At 60.0% G+C, this 20,833-nt stretch carries 14 protein-coding genes; 8 read left to right on the top strand and 6 right to left on the bottom strand.

The annotated features are described in order from the left end of the window. Positions 1-587: 587 nt before the first annotated feature. Positions 588-2,540 carry a ligand-gated channel protein gene (locus G5193_RS08025; RefSeq protein WP_421205749.1) on the top strand — a complete coding sequence of 651 codons (1,953 nt, stop codon included), beginning with the start codon at positions 588-590 and terminating at the stop codon, positions 2,538-2,540. A gap of 67 nt (positions 2,541-2,607) precedes the next feature. Here the strand turns inward: G5193_RS08025 and G5193_RS08020 are convergent, their stop codons facing one another. The 3 genes from G5193_RS08020 to G5193_RS08010 form a co-directional block, all read right to left on the bottom strand. Next, complete coding sequence (locus G5193_RS08020) at positions 2,608-3,996, bottom strand: diguanylate cyclase domain-containing protein (RefSeq protein WP_421205747.1); 1,389 nt, start codon at positions 3,994-3,996, stop codon at positions 2,608-2,610. A 140-nt stretch (positions 3,997-4,136) separates the two neighbouring features. Beyond that, positions 4,137-5,501, bottom strand: a complete 1,365-nt coding sequence (locus G5193_RS08015) for an ATP-binding protein (protein ID WP_421172997.1) — start codon at positions 5,499-5,501, stop codon at positions 4,137-4,139. A gap of 33 nt (positions 5,502-5,534) precedes the next feature. After that, a complete protein-coding gene (locus tag G5193_RS08010; protein ID WP_216979694.1) occupies positions 5,535-6,257 on the bottom strand; it encodes a response regulator in 723 nt (240 codons plus the stop codon). A 199-nt stretch (positions 6,258-6,456) separates the two neighbouring features. Here G5193_RS08010 and G5193_RS08005 point away from each other — a divergent pair, with 199 nt between their 5' ends. Beyond that, positions 6,457-6,807 carry a hypothetical protein gene (locus tag G5193_RS08005; RefSeq protein ID WP_005355311.1) on the top strand — a complete coding sequence of 117 codons (351 nt, stop codon included), beginning with the start codon at positions 6,457-6,459 and terminating at the stop codon, positions 6,805-6,807. A 177-nt stretch (positions 6,808-6,984) separates the two neighbouring features. Here the strand turns inward: G5193_RS08005 and G5193_RS08000 are convergent, their stop codons facing one another. Together G5193_RS08000 and G5193_RS07995 are read right to left on the bottom strand one after the other, a co-directional pair. Next, complete coding sequence (locus tag G5193_RS08000) at positions 6,985-7,404, bottom strand: hypothetical protein (protein ID WP_139406620.1); 420 nt, start codon at positions 7,402-7,404, stop codon at positions 6,985-6,987. A 99-nt stretch (positions 7,405-7,503) separates the two neighbouring features. Next, entirely contained in the window at positions 7,504-8,418 is a 915-nt protein-coding gene (locus G5193_RS07995) for a LysR family transcriptional regulator (protein WP_005336524.1), read from the bottom strand. A gap of 258 nt (positions 8,419-8,676) precedes the next feature. On the opposite strand from G5193_RS07995, the gene G5193_RS07990 reads away from it, so the two are divergent. The 6 genes from G5193_RS07990 to recD all read left to right on the top strand — a co-directional run bounded on the left by G5193_RS07990 (position 8,677) and on the right by recD (position 19,438). Then, the gene (locus tag G5193_RS07990; protein WP_013723379.1) at positions 8,677-9,009 is read left to right on the top strand and encodes a hypothetical protein; all 333 of its coding nucleotides are present in this window, start codon (positions 8,677-8,679) and stop codon (positions 9,007-9,009) included. Between the two features lie 30 nt (positions 9,010-9,039). Continuing rightward, the gene (locus tag G5193_RS07985) at positions 9,040-9,726 is read left to right on the top strand and encodes a pirin family protein (protein WP_202005100.1); all 687 of its coding nucleotides are present in this window, start codon (positions 9,040-9,042) and stop codon (positions 9,724-9,726) included. Positions 9,727-9,765: 39 nt separating this feature from the next. Further along, entirely contained in the window at positions 9,766-10,158 is a 393-nt protein-coding gene (locus G5193_RS07980) for a DoxX family protein (RefSeq protein ID WP_005336513.1), read from the top strand. A gap of 258 nt (positions 10,159-10,416) precedes the next feature. Then, complete coding sequence (recC, locus tag G5193_RS07975; RefSeq protein ID WP_421205744.1) at positions 10,417-13,770, top strand: exodeoxyribonuclease V subunit gamma; 3,354 nt, start codon at positions 10,417-10,419, stop codon at positions 13,768-13,770. Next, entirely contained in the window at positions 13,770-17,378 is a 3,609-nt protein-coding gene (gene recB / locus G5193_RS07970; protein ID WP_421205742.1) for an exodeoxyribonuclease V subunit beta, read from the top strand. Before recC ends, recB begins: the two co-directional genes overlap by 1 nt. Next, complete coding sequence (gene recD / locus G5193_RS07965; RefSeq protein WP_421205741.1) at positions 17,375-19,438, top strand: exodeoxyribonuclease V subunit alpha; 2,064 nt, start codon at positions 17,375-17,377, stop codon at positions 19,436-19,438. Before recB ends, recD begins: the two co-directional genes overlap by 4 nt. Before the next feature lie 41 nt (positions 19,439-19,479). Here the strand turns inward: recD and G5193_RS07960 are convergent, their stop codons facing one another. Beyond that, on the bottom strand, positions 19,480-20,649 hold the full coding sequence (locus G5193_RS07960; RefSeq protein WP_421205739.1) for a helix-turn-helix domain-containing protein: 1,170 nt from the start codon (positions 20,647-20,649) through the stop codon (positions 19,480-19,482). Positions 20,650-20,833: the final 184 nt, after the last annotated feature.

Here is a 20,833-nt window from a genome sequence, read left to right as displayed (position 1 = left end):
GGTCGCGGGTTCGAGTCCCGTCCGCTCCGCCACTAATTTGAAGGCCTTCCCTGATGGGAAGGCCTTTTTGCTATGGGCGGTTTTTGCCCATAAGTCCCACTGGTTTGCACACCAGAACCAACACAAAGCCCAGTCTGACGACTGGGTTTTGATGTTTTTAGCCTGCTGGTGAGCTGCCGACATCCCACCGCGATGGCAATACCTTCCCCTGTTGGCGCTCTTGCTACTGTTTCCAGCTCTGTATCGCATCACACCCCACCTGCATGACGATTAAATCAGGCCATCTTGCAACGGTACGTCATCGCTTCCACTTGTTTGTGTAATCCCCTTTTTTGCTTATGGATTTATTCCATTAAAACAGTCTCTTATCAAGAATGAGCGATTCTGCTGCAGGAATACCACATGAATCAAATGATAATGATTATTGTTTGAATGATTCTGGCGAGGTCGTTACAATGCGGGCTGATTAATAAAGTGCTTTTCAAATGAGCCTTTTCTAATGCTGCGTCTGGCCGGATGCTAGGGCGTTGTAATGAGTGAAGTAAGGGAATACGTCACCTTCCTACTAATAATGTTCAGGCTAAAACATGACAACAGTGAAACCGAACAAGCTTGCCTTGTTGATCTGCTCCCTTCTTGCGACCCAGGCCTATGCTGCCGAACAAGAGGTGATGGTCGTCACCGCTTCCGGCTTCCAGCAGAAGATTGAAGACTCTGCCGCCTCCATCTCCGTGATTACCCGTGAGCAGCTGGAAAAGCGGGCCTATCGCGATGTGACTGACGCCCTGAAGGATGTTCCCGGTGTGGTGGTGACCGGTGGTGGCAGCAGCAGTGATATCAGCATTCGCGGTATGGGCTCGAAATACACCCTGATGCTGGTTGATGGCAAGAAGGTGGATAGCCGTGGCACTCGCCCGAACAGCGATGGTCCGGGTATCGAGCAGGGCTGGCTGCCGCCACTGCAGGCGATTGAGCGCATTGAGGTCGTCCGTGGTCCCATGTCATCCCGTTATGGTTCCGATGCCATGGGGGGCGTGATTAACGTCATTACCCGCAAGACCACCGGTCTGGCTTGGCAGGGCTCGGTTCACGCTGATTCGACCTTCCAGGAGAACAAGGATGCCGGCAATAGCTTCCAGACCGATGCCTATACCGCAGGTTCACTGATCGATGGCGTGTTGGGGCTGCGTTTCCACGGTCAGCTTGCTCATCGTGGTGAAGACAAATTTACCCAGGGTTTTGCCGAGCAAGAGACTCGCAGTGGCACGGCGGTGCTCAGCTTCAAGCCTGATGACCATAACCGCTTCGATCTGGAAGCCAGTCGTAGTCTGCAGGATCGGGATCGCACGGCCGGCAATTCGCTGGCTGCCAAGGCGAAAGATAGCCTTAACCGATACGAGCGCACCAACTATGCGCTGACCCATGATGGTCAGTATGATTTCGGCTCTTCCAGCAGCTATCTGCAGCAGGAGACCAACACCAATCCCGGCCGCCAGATGGAGCTCACCAACACCATCGCCGATACCCACACCCAGTTCATTCTGGGGGATCACTACCTGAGCGTCGGTGGGCAGTATCGTTATGAGGATCTGCACGATCAGGGCAATACCCTGAAAGTGGCCAACCCTGCCGAGCAGCTGACCCGCTGGAGCTGGGCGATGTTTGTCGAGGATGAGTGGTCACTCACTGACAGCTTTGCCCTGACCGGTGGCGCCCGCATGGATCGGGACCAGAACTACGGTTCTCACTGGAGCCCGCGTCTCTACGGCGTTTGGCATCTGGATGATAGCTGGACCCTGAAAGGAGGCGTATCGACCGGTTACCGCTCTCCTGACTTGCGAATGTCGGCGGCCAACTGGGGTCAGGTCACCGGTGGTGGCAGCCTGGATGGTATGCTGGTCGGTAACCCGGACCTCAAACCCGAGACTAGCGTGAGTGAAGAGATCGGCCTGCTGTGGAACGGTCATCAGGGCTTCAACGCCGGGGTTACCCTGTTCAACACCGACTTCAAGAACAAGATCTCCGAAGTGCGTCGCTGCACCAGCAAGAGTGATCCCGCCTGTACCCTCAATGGTCACAGTTATGACTTCATCAGTGATCGGGTCAACGTCGACAAGGCGAACATGCGCGGTGTCGAGGGGATGATGGATTGGGCCATCAATGAGGATTGGTCGGTCAGCTCCAGCTACACCTTTACCCAGTCCGAGCAGAAGAGTGGTCCACTGGCGGGTCATGCCCTCAACCAGATGCCCCGTCACATGTTCAACGGCAGTGTTGACTGGCAAACCACCGAGGATCTCAGCCTCTGGTCACGGGTAAACTTCCGTGGCGAGACCTCCGAGTACCTGAGCCGGGTCAAGATGGCGGAGGGGACTCCTTCCTACACCTTCTTTGACATGGGCCTGGTCTACAAGGCCAACAAGCATCTGGATCTGACCGCCGGGGTCTATAACCTGTTCGACAAGATGGTGGATTACAGCAGCTATGGCACTGTACTGGATGGTCGCCGCTACAACCTGGGCGTGACCTACAACTTCTGATAGGGAACCTGTCATGCGGCCGCCATCTTCTGATGGTGGCCGTTTTTATTGCGCGTCCGTCAGGGTGCTATGCCTGATAGGAGGCGGCTTGCCAGGTATTGCGCCCCCGTCCCTTGGCCTGATACATGAGGGCATCAGCCTGCCGTAGTAGCTGGTCGGCATCAGCCTCTCTCTCTGCGGCTACCCAGACTGCCCCGGTGCTGATGGATAGTGTCACTGCACTATTGTCGGTGTACAGAGTTTGTTGATTGCACTCCTGACAGAGGCGTTTGGCCCACTGCTCTGTCTCTGCCAGCGTGGCCAGCGGCAGCAGCAGGCAAAACTCCTCGCCGCCGATGCGGGCCAGCAGAGCCTCTTCGGGCAACAGGTTGGTCACAGTCGTGGCCAGCTTTTCCAGCAACAGATCCCCGATGCCATGACCAAAGCGGTCATTGGTCTCCTTGAAGTGATCCACATCGAACAGCAGCAGAGCACAGGGATCCCCACTTGCCAGCTGTTGCTCCATGGCAGGCATGAATGCCCGTCGGTTGAGCAGGCCGGTCAGGGGGTCGGTACTGGCTTGTTTCTCCAGTCTGGCGTTGGCGCGGCTCAACTCGGTGGTGCGGCTGGCAACGGCGCGGCGCAATTGCACTATGTAGGCCACCATGATCAATGCCCCAGCAAGCAGTAGCCAGGGACCGAGATGGATGGGGTAGACGGTTTCGACATGCATCCACTTGCGGATGATCCGCTCCCGATCGCTCTCTTTGAGCTTGGCGAACCCCTCTTCCAGCCGGTTTAACAGGGCAAGGTCGCCCTTTCTCACCGCAAAGCGGATCTGGTCAGTATAGAGGTGGCGAACCGGAATAAAGCGGGTGGGATCGTCCGAGGTATAGATGTAGAAGTTGGCGACCTGCAGATCGGCGATAAAGGCCTTAATGTCGCCCCGAAAGGCCGCCGCCAGCAGGGTGTCATTGTCGTCGAAGGTCTGCAGTTGGGTGCCGGGGAAGTAGCGTCTGGCGTAATACTCCTCGTAGCCACCGGCTACCACACCGACCGTTTCATGGAGCAGGTAGTAGTGGACATCGGTGCCGCGCAGTTCGCTCGAGAAGAAGAGTTGGGAGTCGAGCTGGGCGAGAGGCCGGCCATAGTCGAACAGTTTGTCCCGCTCCGGTGACCAGAGCAGTCCGGCGTGAACATCCGCTTTCCCCTCATGGAGCAGGTCGAGAGAGCCTTGCCAGTCGACCAGCCTGAACTCGATCTTCTGGCCGGTGACCCTGGCATATTCACGCCACAAATCGATCAGCAGGCCATCCGGCTGGCCCGACTCATTGATATAGGAGAAGGGCTGCCAGGCTTTGGAGTTGGTAATGATGATCGGCTCTTCCGGGGCTTTGGTCCAGGCAGGCAGGGCAAGGGCGAGCAGCAGGAGCCCCCATCCGATACTGACTATGACTCCTGTCCTGGAAGAGGCCATCCTTGCTCCAATCCGTTGCCGTATACCGTCCCGTGGTCACAGATTATCACCGTCTTTCTGATCGAAGAACAAGCGCTCAAATGATGAAGTTTGCATGATGTAAACGGCGCCATGACAAGGTCGGCGGATAGAGTGACTACTTACAGCGGCAGGCTGATCCGCGCCTCCAGCCCACCTTGTGGCCGATTGAGCAGGGTCAGTTCGCCGCCGTGCTGATGCACCAGGGTACGGGCAATGGAGAGCCCCAACCCGACACTGCCGGACTCGGTATTGCGCGCTTCATCGAGCCGCACAAAGGGTTTGAATACATCCTCCAGCCGCGCAGGATCGATTCCCGGCCCGTTGTCACAGACCCGGATCAACAGCTCCTCCTTGCAGCGCTCCAGCGACACTTCGGCGCTGCCGGCATATTTGATGGCGTTGCCGATCAGGTTCTGCAGCACCCGGCGCAGGGTGTTGGCCCGGCAGGCGTAGACCTCTTTGCCCTCCGCCAGACAGGTGACCGGCTGGCCGGTATCAGCGTAGTCATCGCACAGGCTGACCAACAGGCTGACCAGATCCAGCTCGCGGGTAGCCTCCTGCTGTCCCTCCTCGCGGGCAAAGCTGAGGGTCGCCGCCAGCATCTGCTCCATCTGTTGCAGGGTCTGCTGGATCCGCTCCTTGTCCTCGCTATCGGCCAGAAATTCGGTACGCAGCCGCAGGCTGGTGATGGGGGTGCGCAGATCGTGGGAGATGGCCGCCAGCATTCGGGTTCTGTCCTGCACGAAGCGGTCGAGCCGGGTGTGCATCCGGTTGAAGGCCTGAATCGATTCGCGGATCTCGGTCGGCCCCTCCTCTTTCAAGGGCTCGATATCCTCGCCCCGTCCGAGCCGATCTGCGTTGCCTGCCAGCTGCTTGAGCGGGCGAGTGGCACGGCGAAACAGCAGCACCATCAGCCCGATCACCAGACTGGCGACCAGCATAAGATTGAGGGTGGTTTGCCACGACCAGCTGCCCGCCTCCTTGTCGACCAGTGAGCTGAACTGCAGCCAACCTCCCTGCGGCAGTTCGATGGAGCCATAGAGCCGCATGTCGCGTGATGGGGGCGGTGGCCCCTTGCGATCCCGCATCATGCGGGCGTGATGCTCCCAGGCTTTGCTGCGCTGGGCATCCTCTTTCAGCTCGGCGCTGATCTCTATGGTGAGACCCTGCGGGTAGCCGAGCCGAGAGCGCACCAGCTGCTCGAAGCGGGGGCTGCGATTATCCGGTTGCAGTGGTTCGTCTGAGAGGCGCAGCAGCAGGGTTTCGCTGCGGCTCGCCTTGAGGATCTCGTCATAGAGAGATGGGGGTGATAGAGAGAGCAGCCTGACCACCGAGATGATCCGCTGCATGGCGTTGCGGCTGTTGACGAAGCCAAGCGCCTCCTCCCGATCCGAGCGGTAGATCTGGATGCTGAGCAGCTGGATCAGGATCAGCCCCGCCAGCGCCACCAGAATGATCTGGCCTGTCAGCCCCTTGGGCCATATTTTTGCCCACAGTCGTTTCAAAAAGGTCACCGCTTATGCCTGCGTCACGTCGGCGGAGAACATATAGCCGCCACCCCAGATGGTCTTGATCAGCTCCGGATTCTTGGGATCCCGCTCCAGCTTGCGGCGCAGTCGACTCACCAGAGTATCGATGGCGCGATCGAAGGCCACCGCCTCGCGGCCACGGGCCAGATCCAGCAGTTGATCCCGGCTCAGCACCCGTTGCGGGCGTTCGAGAAACACCTTGAGCAGATCGAATTCGGCGGTGGAGAGGCTGAGGCCCACCCCATCCTCATCGACCAGCTCCCGGCGATTGACGTCGAGCAGCCAGCGATCGAAGCGCAGATCCCGGGTCAGGGTGTCAGCGGCAGGTTGTGTCTCGGCTTGGGTGCGGCGCATCACCGCCTTGATCCGCGCCAGCAGCTCGCGCGGGTTGAAGGGCTTGGCCAGATAGTCATCGGCCCCCATCTCCAATCCGATGATGCGGTCGGTCTCTTCCCCCATGGCAGTGAGCATGATGATGGGCAGGTTCGATTTGACCCGCAGCTCGCGGCAGAGGGTCAGACCATCTTCACCCGGCATCATCAGATCCAGCACCAGCAGGTCGAACTCCCGCTCCTCCAGCAGTCGCTTCATCTCCTTGCCATCCCGGGCGCAGCTGACCCGCAGGCCGTGCTGTTCCAGAAAGCGTTTCAAGAGATCGCGGATCTCGCTGTGGTCGTCGACCACCAGAATGTGGGTGTTGCCCTGGTTCATGAATACCTCCCCTTCTTGGCGTTGGCCCGAGTATACGAAAATCCGGACGGCGGTTTGTGTCAAAGTGTGCCAGATCCGCACGATGCCACACTCTGCTACAAAAAAGGGCGATGCTGGCAAAGTTCAGACACCGATAGGGTGTTTACTTGAGGGCAAGGCAAGAGCGCCGAACCAGAATCATCCCTACAGGAGATAGACCATGAAAAAGCTGACCAAAACCCTGCTGACCGCCACCCTGATCCTTGGCCTGCCGCTGGGTGCCTATGCAGCCAGTGAAGCAGCCCCCACTGGCCAGCCCGGTGCCATGGTGGATTGCCCGATGGACGGTGGTGGCATGATGGGTGGCAAACACCACGGTGGTCGCCACGACAAGATGGCCCGCATGCAGAACATGACCCCGGAGCAGATCCAGGCCAACCTGCAGCAACGTTATGACCGCATTGAAGATCCGGCCAAGAAGGCGGAGTTTATCAAGAAGCTCAACGAGCGTGCCGCCGGTATGACCAAGCACGCCGAAGCGATGAAGCAGTTCGCCGAAGCGAACCAGTAACAGCGCCAGCTGTTATCAACCCAAGGGTGGCCGAGGCCACCCTTTTTGTGTTTACTGCGTTGAGTAGCAGATTGGTTAAACGCTGGTGATAGCCAATAAAAGAGGGGAGCCTGATGCTCCCCCTCTTGCTATCTGTGCCGGTGCGGGTGTGCAACCGACTTCACCGGACGAGCGAACTTAGCCCTGAGCCTTGTCGGTCAGGTCTACTTTCTTGACGGTTTCGCCTTCGAACTTGATGACCACGTTTTTCTTGGCTGCGTCGGTATCTTTCAGCAGGGTTTTGGTGGTTTCTGCCAGCAGCGGAGAGGCCTTCTTCAGGGCATCCAGGTCATAGGTCCACACTTCCAGACCGGCCTCGGTCTTGGTAGAGGCAGGAGCGCCCAGTTTCTCTTTGACTGCCTGCTTGTTGGAGCCGCCTTCTTTGATATCCAGCGCCTTTTTGATGGCTTCGTTGGATGCGCTGTCCATGGCACCGGATACGGCAGTGCTGGCCGCATCCTTGACGCTGCTGGTGACGCTGTCGGTCAGCGAATCCATCAGGCCGGCATTGGCAAACAGGGGCAGGGTGGTGAGGGCAACCAGCAAACTCTTTTTCATTTTCTACAGCTTCCATGGGTTCAATGAGGCGGCTATGAAATCAGCAAAGATATTGGGCGTCAAGTGAGGCATGCAATTAACATTTCTGTTAACGGGATCTCATTTCTCACCAGCTGCAAACAGTTTTGGGATCTCCCGCACCAGCCAGCTTTTGGCCTTGCCCATGGTGTCTCGCCGCCAGGCCAGCACGACCTGGATCTGATGGCGATATTCGGGGCTGATCACCTTGAGTCGTCCGGCCCGGATGTCCTCCTCAATCCAGCTCTGTGGCATGGTGCCGACCCCGATCCCTGCCAGCAGGGCATCCCGTTTCTCCGTCATGGTGCTGACGGTGAGGCGCGGCTGCTTGTCCAGCAGGCGGTAGGTGAGCACCGGCTTGCGCAGCGCGGTATCGGCGACCGCGATGGCGCGGTAGCGGCGCAGGGTCTCGTCGGCCAAGGGTTCTGGCTCCTGATGTAGCGGATGATCGGGATGGGCGACGTAGAGCATCACCTCGTCCTTGATCACCTGATGCTTGATGCCGGTCATCATGATGTCCGGATTGATGGAGGAGATAAGCAGGTCGGCGCGACCATCTTCCAGACACTCCCAGCTACCCGCCAGCACCTCGGCCCGCAGCCGCAGTCGGGTATCGGTCTGCTCGGCCAGCTTCTCCACCAAGGGGTAGAGGGCCTGCACCGGGACCAGTGCATCGACGGCGACTGTGATGTCGGTCTCCCAGCCACGGGCCAGCGCCCGGGTCTCTCCCACCAGATGCTCGGCTGCCTCCAGCAGTACCCGGCCGCGCTCCAGCAGCATGCGCCCCGCCGGTGTGAACTTGGTGCGGTGGCCGCTGCGGTCAAACAGCATGGCATCCAGTTCATCCTCCAGCTTCTGCACTGTGTAGCTCAATGCCGAGGGGACCTTGCCCAGCTCGTCGGCCGCCGCCGCAAAGCTGCCGCGGCGGTCGATGGCATCCAGTACCCGGATTGCCTCCAGGGTCAGCGCCCGTTCCTTGTTCGATTCCTTGGCCATTCCTCACCTTCAATTTTTTTGAATATGTTTGCCAGTTTATCTCGCTAACAAGTTAGGTCATGTCACTTTAATATTCAATCAACGCTTAGGCAGGAACGTCGAGCGGCCAAATATGCGGGTAGTTCCGCACTGTGACACACCAAATCGGTCTGTCTGATGTCGGTGAAAGAACAACACACTATTTGAATAACCTCTTGCATGGATGCATTGATTCTGGCCGAAAAGGCCTTGGCAATGACATATAAAACAAGAGAGTGAATGAACATGAAAAACGTAATCAAGATGCTGGCCGTTGCAGGCCTGATGACCACAGGTTTCGCCCAAGCTTCCGTACCGGCTGACTTCAATGCCATGCCCGGCGTGCTGTTTGTGAACTGGAACGCCACTGCCGCAATGGATGGCAAAGCCAATCCGATGCTGGAAGTGCGTGATGAGTCTGGTGATCTGCTGGCATCAGTCCACGCCAACCTGACTGGCACCCAGCAGGTGCGGATCCCGAGCCGCACCCAGGGCAACCTGACTGTCAGCCTGGCTGACCAGAGCAGCGAATACCGTATTCCGTTCGGCATCGGTAGCGGCAAACAGCGTTAATCAACCGTCCCGGTAGATGAGGAGCAGACCATGATGCAATTGAGAGCCGCAGAAGCGCGGGGCAAGGCCAACTTTGGCTGGCTGGACGCGCGCCACAGTTTCTCCTTCGGTCACTACTATGACCCGGAGTGGATGGGGCACTCGGTACTGCGGGTGATCAATCAGGATCTGGTCGCGCCGGGTGGCGGATTCGCCACCCACCCTCACGCCAATATGGAGATCCTCACCTGCGTGCTGCAAGGCACCATAGAGCACAAGGACAGCCTCGGCCATGCCGAGCAGATCCCGGCAGGGGATTTCCAGCTGATGAGCGCAGGCAGCGGGATCCGCCACAGTGAGTACAACCCCTCGCAGACGGATCCTCTCTCCCTGTTGCAGATCTGGATCGAGCCGAACGAGTTCGGCACGCCACCCGGATATCAGCAGAAGAAGATCGAGTCCAGACCGGGCATGACGCTGGTGGCGTCACCGGATGGCGAGGCGGGATCGCTGCGGATCCGCCAACAGGCCCGCATATGGCGGCTGGAACTGGCCCCGGGCGAGACGCTCGAATGGGCACTGGCTGGCCGACACGGTTACCTGCAGATGATTTCAGGGGAGCTTGCCGCCAACGGTCTGGCTGCCCGACCCGGCGACGGGGTACTCAGTCGTGATGAATACCGATGGGAGCTGGTTGCGACCAGTGCCAGCCAAGCCCTGTTATTTGACCTACCCTGAAGCAGTCAGCGGTGATGTGACACAAACGAGGAATATGAAATGGACAAGATGAAAGATGTAGCGCTGCTGGCGGGTCGTGTACTGCTGGCGCTGATGTTCGTAATGGCGGGCTGGAGCAAGATCGGCGGGTATGCCGGTACTCAGGGCTATATGGAAGCGATGGGTGTGCCCGGCTTTATGTTGCCGCTGGTGATCCTGCTTGAGCTGGGTGGTGGCCTTGCCGTCGTGCTCGGTCTCTTTACCCGCAGCCTCTCCGTGCTGCTGGCCGGTTTCACCCTGATGGCTGCCTTTATTTTCCATTATCAGCCTGCCGAACAGATGCAGATGCTGATGTTTATGAAGAACGTCTCAGTGGCCGGTGGTTTCCTGGCGCTGGCGGCGGCCGGAGCAGGGGCTTTCAGTGTGGATGCCCGTCTCGGCAAAAACTGGTAACAGCCAGTCAGTTTGAGTTTTCCAATGCCTTTTGGCCGGTGCAACTGCACCGGCTTTTTTCTGTCTGCGTTTTCCGGGTAGGTGAGGTGACGGCACAAATCTGCGGCGCCCCTCATGGTTCAGCGGTTTGCCCGCCTGCTGGCCACAAGAGCCTTTTGCATCTTCCCCCTCGATCCCCGACAATTCTCACTCTTGTGAAGTGACGGAAATGGCTTGCCTTTTCCCTCGCCCCCTCTCATCCACAGGCGGGAATTGCTCATGTTTACCCTCTACCACTCCAATCAGCTGGATCTGCTCAAAGAGCTGCTGGTGAGCCGCATCCGGCAGGCCCCTCTCTCTCACCCCTTCGATCGGGAGCAGATCCTGGTGCAGAGTCCGGGCATGGCCCAGTGGCTCAAGCTGGAGCTAGCCAAAGCGTTTGGCATTGCCGCCAATATCGACTTTCCGCTGCCCGCCAGCTTTATCTGGGAGATGTTCACCCGGGTGCTGGCAGATGTGCCGCGCCAGAGCCCCTACAACAAGGGATCCATGAGCTGGCAACTGATGACCATTATGCCTGCCTTGCTGGATCGCCCCGCCTTTGCCCCGCTCGCCGCCTATCTGGGCGGTGGAGAGGACGAGGATCCCGCCCAGGATCCCGAGCAGGTGCGGCTGTGGCAGCTCTGCCAGAAGGTGGCGGATCTCTTTGACCAGTATCTGGTCTACCGGCCGGACTGGATCGCCCGTTGGGAAGAGGGGGAAGGATTGAGTCAGGAGCTGGCCGGGGTGAGCGGTCAGGATTGGCAGCCGGAGCTGTGGCGCGAGCTGGTGGCCCGCACGTTGGCGCTCTCTCCGAGCGGTTACCACCGCGCCAACCTCTACGAGGAGTTTATCCACGAGCTGGCGCGCACCGCCGATCTGCCGGGCAAGCTGCCGCAGCGGGTCTTCGTGTTCGGCATCTCGGCGCTGCCGCCGCGCTATGTGGAGGCGCTGTTGGCCCTCGGCAGTCGGCCTGAGGTGGAGGTACACCTGTTCGTCACCAACCCCTGCCGTTACTACTGGGGGGATCTGCTGGATCGCAAGACCCTGGCTCGGCTGGAGAACAAGCTCAAACCCGGCACCGATATCGAGACGTTGCAGGGCCCCGCCAACCCGCTGCTCGCCTCCATGGGCAAACTGGGGCGTGACTACCTGCACCAGCTGATGGAGCTGGAGGTACCGCAAATCGAGGCCTTCGTCGATATCGACGAGCTGGATGCCAAGGGCAATGTCAGCTTGCTGCGCGCCATCCAGAAGGATGTGCTGGAGTTGGCCGAGCGAGGCGCTGGTCAGTTCGATCTCGACAGCAGCCATCACAAGAGCCCCATCGATCCGGCGGATGGATCCTTGCAGATCCACGCCTGCCATGGCCCGATGCGCGAACTCGAGGTGCTGCACGACCGGCTGCTGGCGCTGTTCGAGCAGGATCCGACCCTCACCCCGAAAGATGTGGTGGTGATGATGCCGGATGTGAACAGCTACGGCCCCTACATTCAGGCGGTGTTTGGCGCGCGCGGTCAGATCCCGTTTGCGGTATCGGATCGGGCGGCGAGTCAGGAGAGCCCCCTGCTGCAAAGCTTCCTCGCCCTGCTCAGGCTGCCCAATGCCCGCTTCGGGGCAGGCGAGCTGCTCGCCATTCTCGAGGTGCCCGCCGTGCTGCGCCGTTTCGAGCTGGATGACGACGAGTTCAACCAGCTGCGGGTCTGGGTGCAGGAGACCGGCATCCGCTGGGGGCTGAACGACGGCTACCCCGTCTGTTTCGATCTTCCGCCCATGTCCGGCAACAGCTGGCTGTTCGGCCTGCGCCGCATGCTGCTCGGTTTTGCCATGGGCGACGGCGAGCCGGTGGCGGGCATTCTGCCCTACGCCGACATCGAGGGGCAGCAGGGGTTGGCACTTGGCAAGCTCGCCTGGTTTGTCGACTCGCTGGCCGAGTTTTTGCCCCGCCTGCAACAGGCGCAGCCGCTGGCCGAGTGGAACGCCTGCCTGCTGGCGCTGCTGGAGCGCTTCTATCTGGCCGACGAGGATGAAGAGCGTCAACTCCAGCTGATTCGCAGCCAGCTGGTCGAGTGGCAGACCCGGCTCGGCGAGGCCCGTTTCGAGCAGCCCATTACCGCCGACTTGTTGCAGGATTACCTCGGCAGCGTGCTGGGGGAGTCCCGCTCCAGCCAGCGCTTCCTCGCCGGTCAGGTCAACTTCTGCACCCTGATGCCGATGCGCTCCATCCCCTTCAAGCAGGTCTGTCTGCTCGGCATGAACGATGGCGTCTACCCGCGCACCCTTGCCCCCATGGGGTTCGACCTGATGGCGGTAGCGTCGCGGCGTGGGGATCGCTCCCGTCGCGATGATGACCGCTACCTCTTCCTCGAGGCGCTGCTCAGCGCTCAGCAGGGGCTCTATATCAGCTATCAGGGCTTCAGCGCGCAGGACAACAGCGACAAGGTGCCGTCGGTGCTGCTGGCGGAGCTGATCGACTATGTGCGGCAGGGCTTTGTGCTGGCGGGGGATGAGGATCTCGATGACGAAACCTCCGGCAAGCGGCTGCTCAACCACCTGATGGTGGCGCACCCGCTCACCCCCTACAGCCGCAACTACTTCTATCCGGAGCCTGGTTCACGCCTCTTTACCTATGCCGCCGACTGGTTGCCCGCCCTCAATCCGGTGCGCGGCGCGGCCAACTTCCAGAGCGGCGAGCTGCCTTTGCCCCCCGAATGGGGCAAGGAGCAGGGGCTGGAGCTGGCGGAGCTGCTGCGCTTCTATCGCCAGCCCACCAAATATTTCCTCAACCGTCGCCTCAAGGTGTGGTTTGAGCTGAACGAAGCCAACATCGAGGACAGCGAGCCGTTCGAGCTGGATGGCCTGCAACATTATCAGCTGAAAGATCTGCTGCTCGATGCCCATCTGGCGGAAGGTGAAAGTACCGAGCGTCGCGAGCGGTTGCAGCTCACCGGCCTGCTGCCGCAAGGGTGGTTCGGCAGCCTGCTGCTGGACGATCTGGATGCCGAGATGGGCAAGCTGGCGGATCGGCTGCGGCCATGGGTTGCGGCCAATGAGTCAGAAAAACAGGCGGTGGAGATCGATATCTCCCTCACTCAGGGCCAGCTGCAAGGGTGGATCGACACTCAGAAGGGGCGCTTGCTGGTGGTCAAACCCGGCAGCTTCAACGGCAAGGATCTGCTGCTGGGCTGGATCCAGCACCTCTGCCTCTCATTGAGTGGCGCCCCCGGCGACACCCTGTTGTTCGATGCCAAACAGAGTCTGCGACTGCCTGCTCTTGCTGCCGACGAGGCGCGCCCCAAGCTGGCGGCGCTGGTGGCGTGCTGGGCGCAGGGGATGAAGCGGCCGCTGCCGTTCTTCCCCAACACCGCATGGGATTGGCTCAAGGCGATCGAGAAGGATCCCGACAAGCCGGAGGCGGCCGACAAGGCGGCCCTCACCCGTTTCAACGGCGGCTGGATGATCAACGGGGAGGGGCAAGATCCTTACGTCGCCCGCTGCTTCCCCGAACTCGATGATGAGGTGCTTGGTCAGTTGCAGGCGCTGGCCCGCGAACACCTGACCCCGCTGCTCAAGACCCTGGAGGAGCTGAAATAATGGCTAACCCGCTCAATACCCTGCGTTTTCCCCTCCATGGTGAACGACTGATCGAAGCCTCCGCCGGTACCGGCAAGACCTACACCATCGCTGGTCTCTACCTGCGCCTGCTGCTGGGCCACGGCCCGCTCATCGAAGAGGGGGCCGATTCTGGTCAGCCGAGCGCCCACGAGCGGCCGCTCTCGGTGACCGAAATTCTGGTGGTGACCTTTACCGAAGCGGCCACCGCCGAGCTGCGCGGACGGATCCGTGGCCGCATCCACGAGGCGCGCCTCGCCTTTATGCGCGGCCATAGCCGTGACGCTCTGTTGAACATGCTGCTGGCCGAGGTGGAGGATCACGAGCTGGCGGCCCGTCGCCTGCTGGCCGCCGAGCGGCAGATGGACGAGGCGGCGGTCTTTACCATCCACGGCTTCTGCCAGCGGATGCTCAAGCAGAACGCCTTCGAGTCGGGCGCCCTCTTTGAAACCGAATTTCTTACCGACGATAGCCAGCTCAGGTTGCAGGCGGTGAGCGACTACTGGCGAGCCGAGTTCTATCCGGTGGATAAAGCCCTCGCCAGCGCCGTGCGCGCGCTCTGGCCAAGCCCCGCCGCCCTGCTGCGGGAGATGGGCAGCTGGCTCGACAACAGCGAGCTGGAGATCCACCCCGCGCTGGGGGACGAGACCCTCGCCACCCGCCATCAGGCGGCCATGAGCCGCATCGCGGCGGTGAAGAGTGAATGGCTGGCGCAGGTGGACGAGATCCGCCGCCAGACAGACGGCCAGATCAGCCGCTACACCGGCAAGAACTACGAAGGGTGGCTTGCCAAGATAGCCGACTGGGCGCAGGACGAGAGCAGTGGCTACGCCATCCCCAAGGAGCTGGAGCGCTTCGGCCAGACGGTGCTGGAGGAGAACCTCAAGAAGGGGGGCGCCGTGCCGACCCTGCCGCTGTTCAGCCAGATCGACCAGCTGCTGGCGAGCCGCCCCGGCATTCGGGATCTGATCCTGCAACGGGCGGCCAAAGTGGTGCGCAGCCGGATGCAGGCCAGCAAGCGCCAAGCCCATCAGCTCTCGTTCGATGACCTGCTGAAAGACCTCGATGGGGCGCTTGGCTCCAGCCTTGGCGAGAGGCTCTGCGAGCGCATTCGCGCCACCTATCGGGTGGCGATGATCGACGAATTTCAGGATACCGATCCCCAGCAGTACCGCATCTTCCATCGCCTCTACGGCGGCCATAGCGACACGGCGCTGTTGATGATCGGTGACCCCAAGCAGGCCATCTACGGCTTTCGCGGCGCCGACATCTTTACCTACATTCAGGCGCGGCGAAATGTGAGCGCCCACTACACCCTCGGGCGCAACTGGCGCTCCAGCAGTGCGCTGGTGGGGGCGGTCAACGGGTTGTTCGAGCGGGCCAAGGAACCCTTTATCTACGAGGCGGATATCCCCTTCCTGCCGGTGGAGGCGCAGGGCAAAAGCAAGGCGCTGCAGCTCGATGGCGTTACCGCCCCAGTGCTCCATTGCTGGCAGCTGACCGGCCAGCCCACCTTCAATCGGGGGGATTACCAGAGCAAGATGGCCCGCGCCACCGCCGCCGAGATCCACCGCCTGCTGACCCTGGCCCGCGAGGGTAAGGCGCTGATCGGTGACAAGGCGGTAAAGGCCGGGGATATCGCCGTGCTGGTGCGCACTGGCGCCGAGGGCAAGCTGGTGCAGCAGGAGCTGGCGCGCCTCGCCATCGCCTCCGTCTATCTGTCGAACCGCGAGAGCGTGCTGGAGCAGACGGAGGCGCGGGAGATGTTGCTGATCCTGCACGCCTGCCAGAACCCGAGCGAAGAGCGCAGCCTGCGGGCGGCGCTCGCCACCGGCCTGTTTGATCTCGACGCCAAGGCGCTCGATGGGCTAGCCAGCGACGAGCGGGCGTGGGAGAGCGCGGTGCAGGAGTTTATGGAGTACCGCAAGATCTGGCATCGCCGTGGCGTGCTGGCGATGCTGCGGGCCCTGCTGCACCGGCGCAATCTTGCCTCTTCGCTGTTGGCGAGCCCCTATGGCGAGCGGCGGCTGACCAACTTCCTCCATCTTGGCGAGCTGCTGCAACAGGTGAGCAGCGAGCTGGACGGGGAGTATGCCCTGCTGCGCTGGCTGGGGGAGGCGGTGAGCCGCCCCAACGGGCAGGATGCGGAGCAGGTATTGCGGCTCGAATCCGAGCGGAAATTGGTGCAGATCGTCACCATCCACAAATCCAAGGGGCTGGAGTACCCGCTGGTGTTCCTGCCCTTTATCTGCAGCCACAGAACCGCCGAGACCCCGCTCTATCACGAGGCGGATGAGGCGGGCAATCGCACCATTCTCGATCTGACCGGCGCCGACTCGTCGCTCGCAGAAGCTGACAGGGAGCGCCTTGCCGAAGATTTGCGGCTGCTCTATGTGGCGCTGACCCGGGGCGTCTACGCCACCTGGCTGGGGCTGGCGCCGGTGCGGGCGGGGGCGGGCAAGTCGGAGAAGACCGACCTGCACCACACCGCCATCGGCTACCTGCTGCAAAAGGGTGAAGAGGGGGATGCACAGACGCTGGCGACCGCCCTCACCGAGCTGGCGCAGGCGCTGCCCGGGGTGGCCGTCAGTGAGCCCTCGCTCACCCGTCCGGCCCCGCTGCCAGCGGAGGAAGAGCAGTTGGGCGAGCCGCAGGTGCGCCACTTTTCCGGCTCCCTTGAGCGGGACTGGTGGATCAGCTCCTACTCCGGGCTGGCTGCGCAGGGCCACGGTCACAGCAAGGGCGTGCTTGCCAATCCCGGCTTCGATGACGAGGTAGTGACCGAGGCGGATGCATTGGCTTCCGAGCAACCGGAGGAGGCACCCCAGCCCTCCATCTTCACCTTCCCGAAGGGGGCGCGCCCGGGCACCTTGCTGCACAGCCTGTTCGAGACCATCGACTTTCAGAGCGCTGGTGGCGAGCCGCTGGCAGAGCATATCGCCACCCTGCTGGCGCAGGATGGTTTTGATGAGAGCTGGGCACCGGTGTTGCAACAGCAGGTCGAAGCGGTGCTGGATACCCCGCTCGATACCGGCTTTGGCGAACCGGTGCGGCTGCGGGATCTGGCCCCCGAGCGCAAACAGGTGGAGCTGGAGTTCTTCCTGCCCATGGAGCGGGTGACGGCACCGGCGCTGACCGCCCTCTGCCAGCAGCACGACCCGTTGTCGCGGGGCAACAAGCCGCTCAGCTTTGCCACCGTGCAGGGGATGCTCAAGGGCTTTATCGATCTGGTGTTCGAGTGGCAGGGGCGCTGGTATCTGCTCGACTACAAATCGAACCACCTCGGCATGAGCCCCGCCGATTACAGCCGTCCGGCGCTGGAGCGGGCGATGGCCGAGCACCGCTACGACCTGCAATACCAGCTCTATTCGCTGGCGCTGCACCGGCTGCTCACCCTGCGCCTGCCGGGCTACGACTTCGAGCAGCACTTTGGCGGCGTTTTCTATCTGTTCCTGCGCGGCATGCCGCAGGGGGGCATTTTCCATACCCGCCCGAGCCGTGAACTGGTGCTGGGGCTGGATAAGTTGTTTCGCGAAGGCAGTGAGCTGCCAGCTGCGGGATCTCAAGCATTGAATGAGGTAGAGGCATGAGCGGCACCATGATCAGCACCGCAGCCAGCGCAATGATGGTTGAACGGCTCAAAACACTGGCGCTGGCTGGCCGCATCCGCCAGCTGGATCTGCAATTCGCCCGGCTGGTGGCTGACCTTGGCGGCAACCCCGAGCTGGTGCTGGGGGCGGCGCTCACCTGCTTCGAGCTGGGGCGCGGCCATGTCTGTCTGCCCCTTGATATGTTGGCGAGTGGAGCTTTACGGCCGTTCGGGCTGGATCCCCAGCAGAGCCGGGATCTGCTGCTGGATCTGGCTGATCCTGCCCGCTGGCCCGCCCTGTTTGCAGAGAGTCCCTTGGTTGGAACCGAGCAGGATGACGGGCTAACCCCGCGCTGGCCGCTGCGGCTGTGGCACGGGCGGCTCTACCTCACCCGCTACCACGATTTTGAACTGGGGGTGGCCCGCCATCTGCGCGCCCTGAGCGAGCGTGCCGAATGGCCGGAGATCGCCCCGGCCCTGTCGCGGCTGTTTGCCCGCGACTACGGGCTGGTGTTCGCGGCGCTGCTCAAGGCCCGCCTAGCCCCTGACTTCTCTGCCCGCCACTTTACCCTGAAGTATCTCGATCTGGTGTTCCCCAATGAAGTGGATTGGCCCGCCATCGAAGGGCTGCTCGCCAGCGCCCAGGCGGCGAGCGATTTGAGCAAGCTGGATGCGCTGGTGCCCGAGGCGCTCTGCTGCAACGGCCAGAAGCTGGCGGCGGCCACCGCGGCGGCGCGCCCCTTTGCGGTGATCTCCGGCGGCCCCGGCACCGGCAAGACCACGACTGTGGCGAAACTGCTCGCCATTCTGGTGGAGACCGGCCTGCAAGCGGGCAAAGCCCCGGCGATCCGGCTGGTGGCCCCCACCGGCAAGGCGGCTGCGCGCCTGACCGAGAGTATCGGCTCTGCCCTGCAGGCCCTCGATCTGCCCCCCGAGTGGGTGGAGGCGATCCCCACCGAGGCGGGCACCCTGCATCGACTGCTCGGGGTCATTCCGGGGCGCAGTCAGTTCCGCCACCACGCGGGCAACCCGCTGCACCTCGACCTGCTGGTGGTGGATGAGGCCTCCATGGTCGACTTGCCGATGATGGCGCGGCTGCTCGATGCGTTGCCAAGCCACGCCCGCCTGATCCTGCTCGGCGACAAGGATCAGCTCGCCTCGGTAGAGGCGGGTGCCGTGCTCGGCGATATCTGCAGCTTTATCGAACAGGGCATCAGCCCGGAGCAGGCGGATTGGCTCTCCCGCCAGACCAGCTACCGTTTGCAGGGTACGCCCGCGGGGGCGCCGGTGCGCGACAGCCTCTGTTTGCTGGCCAAGAGCTGGCGCTTTGATCAGCATTCGGGCATCGGCCAGTTGGCACGCGCCTGCAACAGCGGCGATGCCACGGCGGTGGAATCAGTCTGGGGCGCAGGATTCGCCGATATCAGCTTGCACCCCTGGGCTGGGGAGGCCTACGACGCCCTGATTGCACAAGGGGTGGCCGGTTACGGCAGCTATCTGAAGGCGGCCCGCGCCGGGGAGGCGCCCGCCGCCGTGTTCAAGGCATTCAACAGCTTCCAAATCCTCTGCGCGCTGCGCGATGGCCCGTTCGGGGTGCTGGGGCTAAACGAGCGGCTCGAACTGGCCCTGTCACGGGCTGGCCTGATCGCCCGCGATGGCGACTGGTATGCCGGTCGCCCGGTGATGGTGGTGCGCAACGACCACGGCGTCGGCCTCTACAACGGCGATATGGGGCTCTGCCTGCCCGATGAAACTGGCCGCCTCAAGGTATGGTTTGAGCAGCCGGACGGCACCTTGCGCGCTCTGCTGCCCAGCCGGCTGCCGCCCCACGAGACCGTCTACGCCATGACCATCCACAAATCCCAGGGCTCCGAGTTTGCCCATACCGTGCTGGTGCTGCCCGACAGCCCCAGCCCGCTGCTGACCCGCGAGCTGGTCTATACCGGCATCACCCGCGCCAAGGCACGGCTCGATCTCTACGGCGATCGCGCCCTGCTGGCACAGGCGGTGCGGAAAAAGACCGAGCGTTATTCCGGATTGGCACAGAGGTTGGGGGAGTGATTGATTGGATGGCGGTAAAGGGATTTGCCGCCGTTTTAATGTCATTCACTAATTGAAAATTCAGGGGGAGGATTTATTTGCTCAAAAACCCACTCCGAAAAAACTTTTTCAACATCCCATCTATTATAATTTTCGTCAGGGTAACGTTTTCTCATCAAATCTGACTTACAGGAATTAAACTCATGATATTTTTCCATGAATTTCTTGGACAGTTCATTTAGTTCACTGTCACTGTTAATTATAAAAAATGGCAATTTTATTATGGGTGGTTTCAGTTGAGTTGTGATTGGTGTAGACAGTGTTTGATATGTATCACAATGCACTTCACTTTTTCTTATGTGTTGAAATAAACTATATTCAATAGTTCCTTTTTTATAATAGTAAATCTCACAGTAAAATTCTGCATTTGACCCATCTTGAGCTTCTGGATAGGTAATAAACTCAATGTTTGGGAATGGTATAGTCAAACCCTCGTTGTAGTAATTAACAACAGGCAAGGTTTTAATAATTCTGTTCTTATATTTTAAGTGGTAGTCAAACTGTCTTGCATTCTCAAAATATAAGTTTTGCCACCAGTAATTACCCCCCTCATGTTCTACACTTCCAATCTCAATAGTGAAATCAGGATCATTAGAATAGAAGGCTTGGCTAATACCGTCATAGTCCCAACATTTGGCATCTTCTAAAAGAATGGAGAATCTATCAGGGACTTTTAGGTTGAGGCCGAATCTTTCACTCCACATCGTTCTGACATCAATTGGATTGGCACATGAATCTAATGGTGTATTAGCATCATTTGTCCGTGAATAAACAACACCAGCTCGTATGGATTTACCTTGATAACTGTATTCTTTTGTCAGGTAATATGGTTTTAAAGGCTCATTAAATATTGTTAGGATTGCTAACTTGGCTTCATTAAATTGTAAAAAATCAAGCTGAATGTTTGGGATGTTATCTTCACTAAAACGTAGTCTTCTAAGCGCAGTTATAATATCTGCTTGAGTATATTTTTTATCACTCTCGTTTAATCCAACTACTTCTAATGAATCAGATATTCCGAAAGCTATGTATCTATTCCCATTGTGAATTACATTAGCCATACATAGAATATCATGGACCATTGCAACAATATTGTTGTGGAATTTTTGTTTGAAGTCCCACCAGAGACCTTCTTTACCTTTTGAGAGTAAGTCATTAATGATGCTGTTCATTAAATAAAACCATGAAGTAATGTAAATTGTATTTTGTAATTGTCGTCAGTTTACCTTCAAATATGGTCGCAATGGAACTATTTACATGCTTATAAGCTGAACTCGCATGTTGGGCTTCGCAGGCTCAGCACCAAACTACCGATCGTGTAGGTTGTGGCGAGCGTAGCGAAGCCCAACGTTTACC

Source organism: Aeromonas sp. 601027, from assembly GCF_049174455.1.
Lineage (GTDB): Bacteria > Pseudomonadota > Gammaproteobacteria > Enterobacterales > Aeromonadaceae > Aeromonas > Aeromonas veronii_A.
Note: the sequence above shows the minus strand (reverse complement) of the source record. Positions and strands in the feature narration are given on the sequence as shown.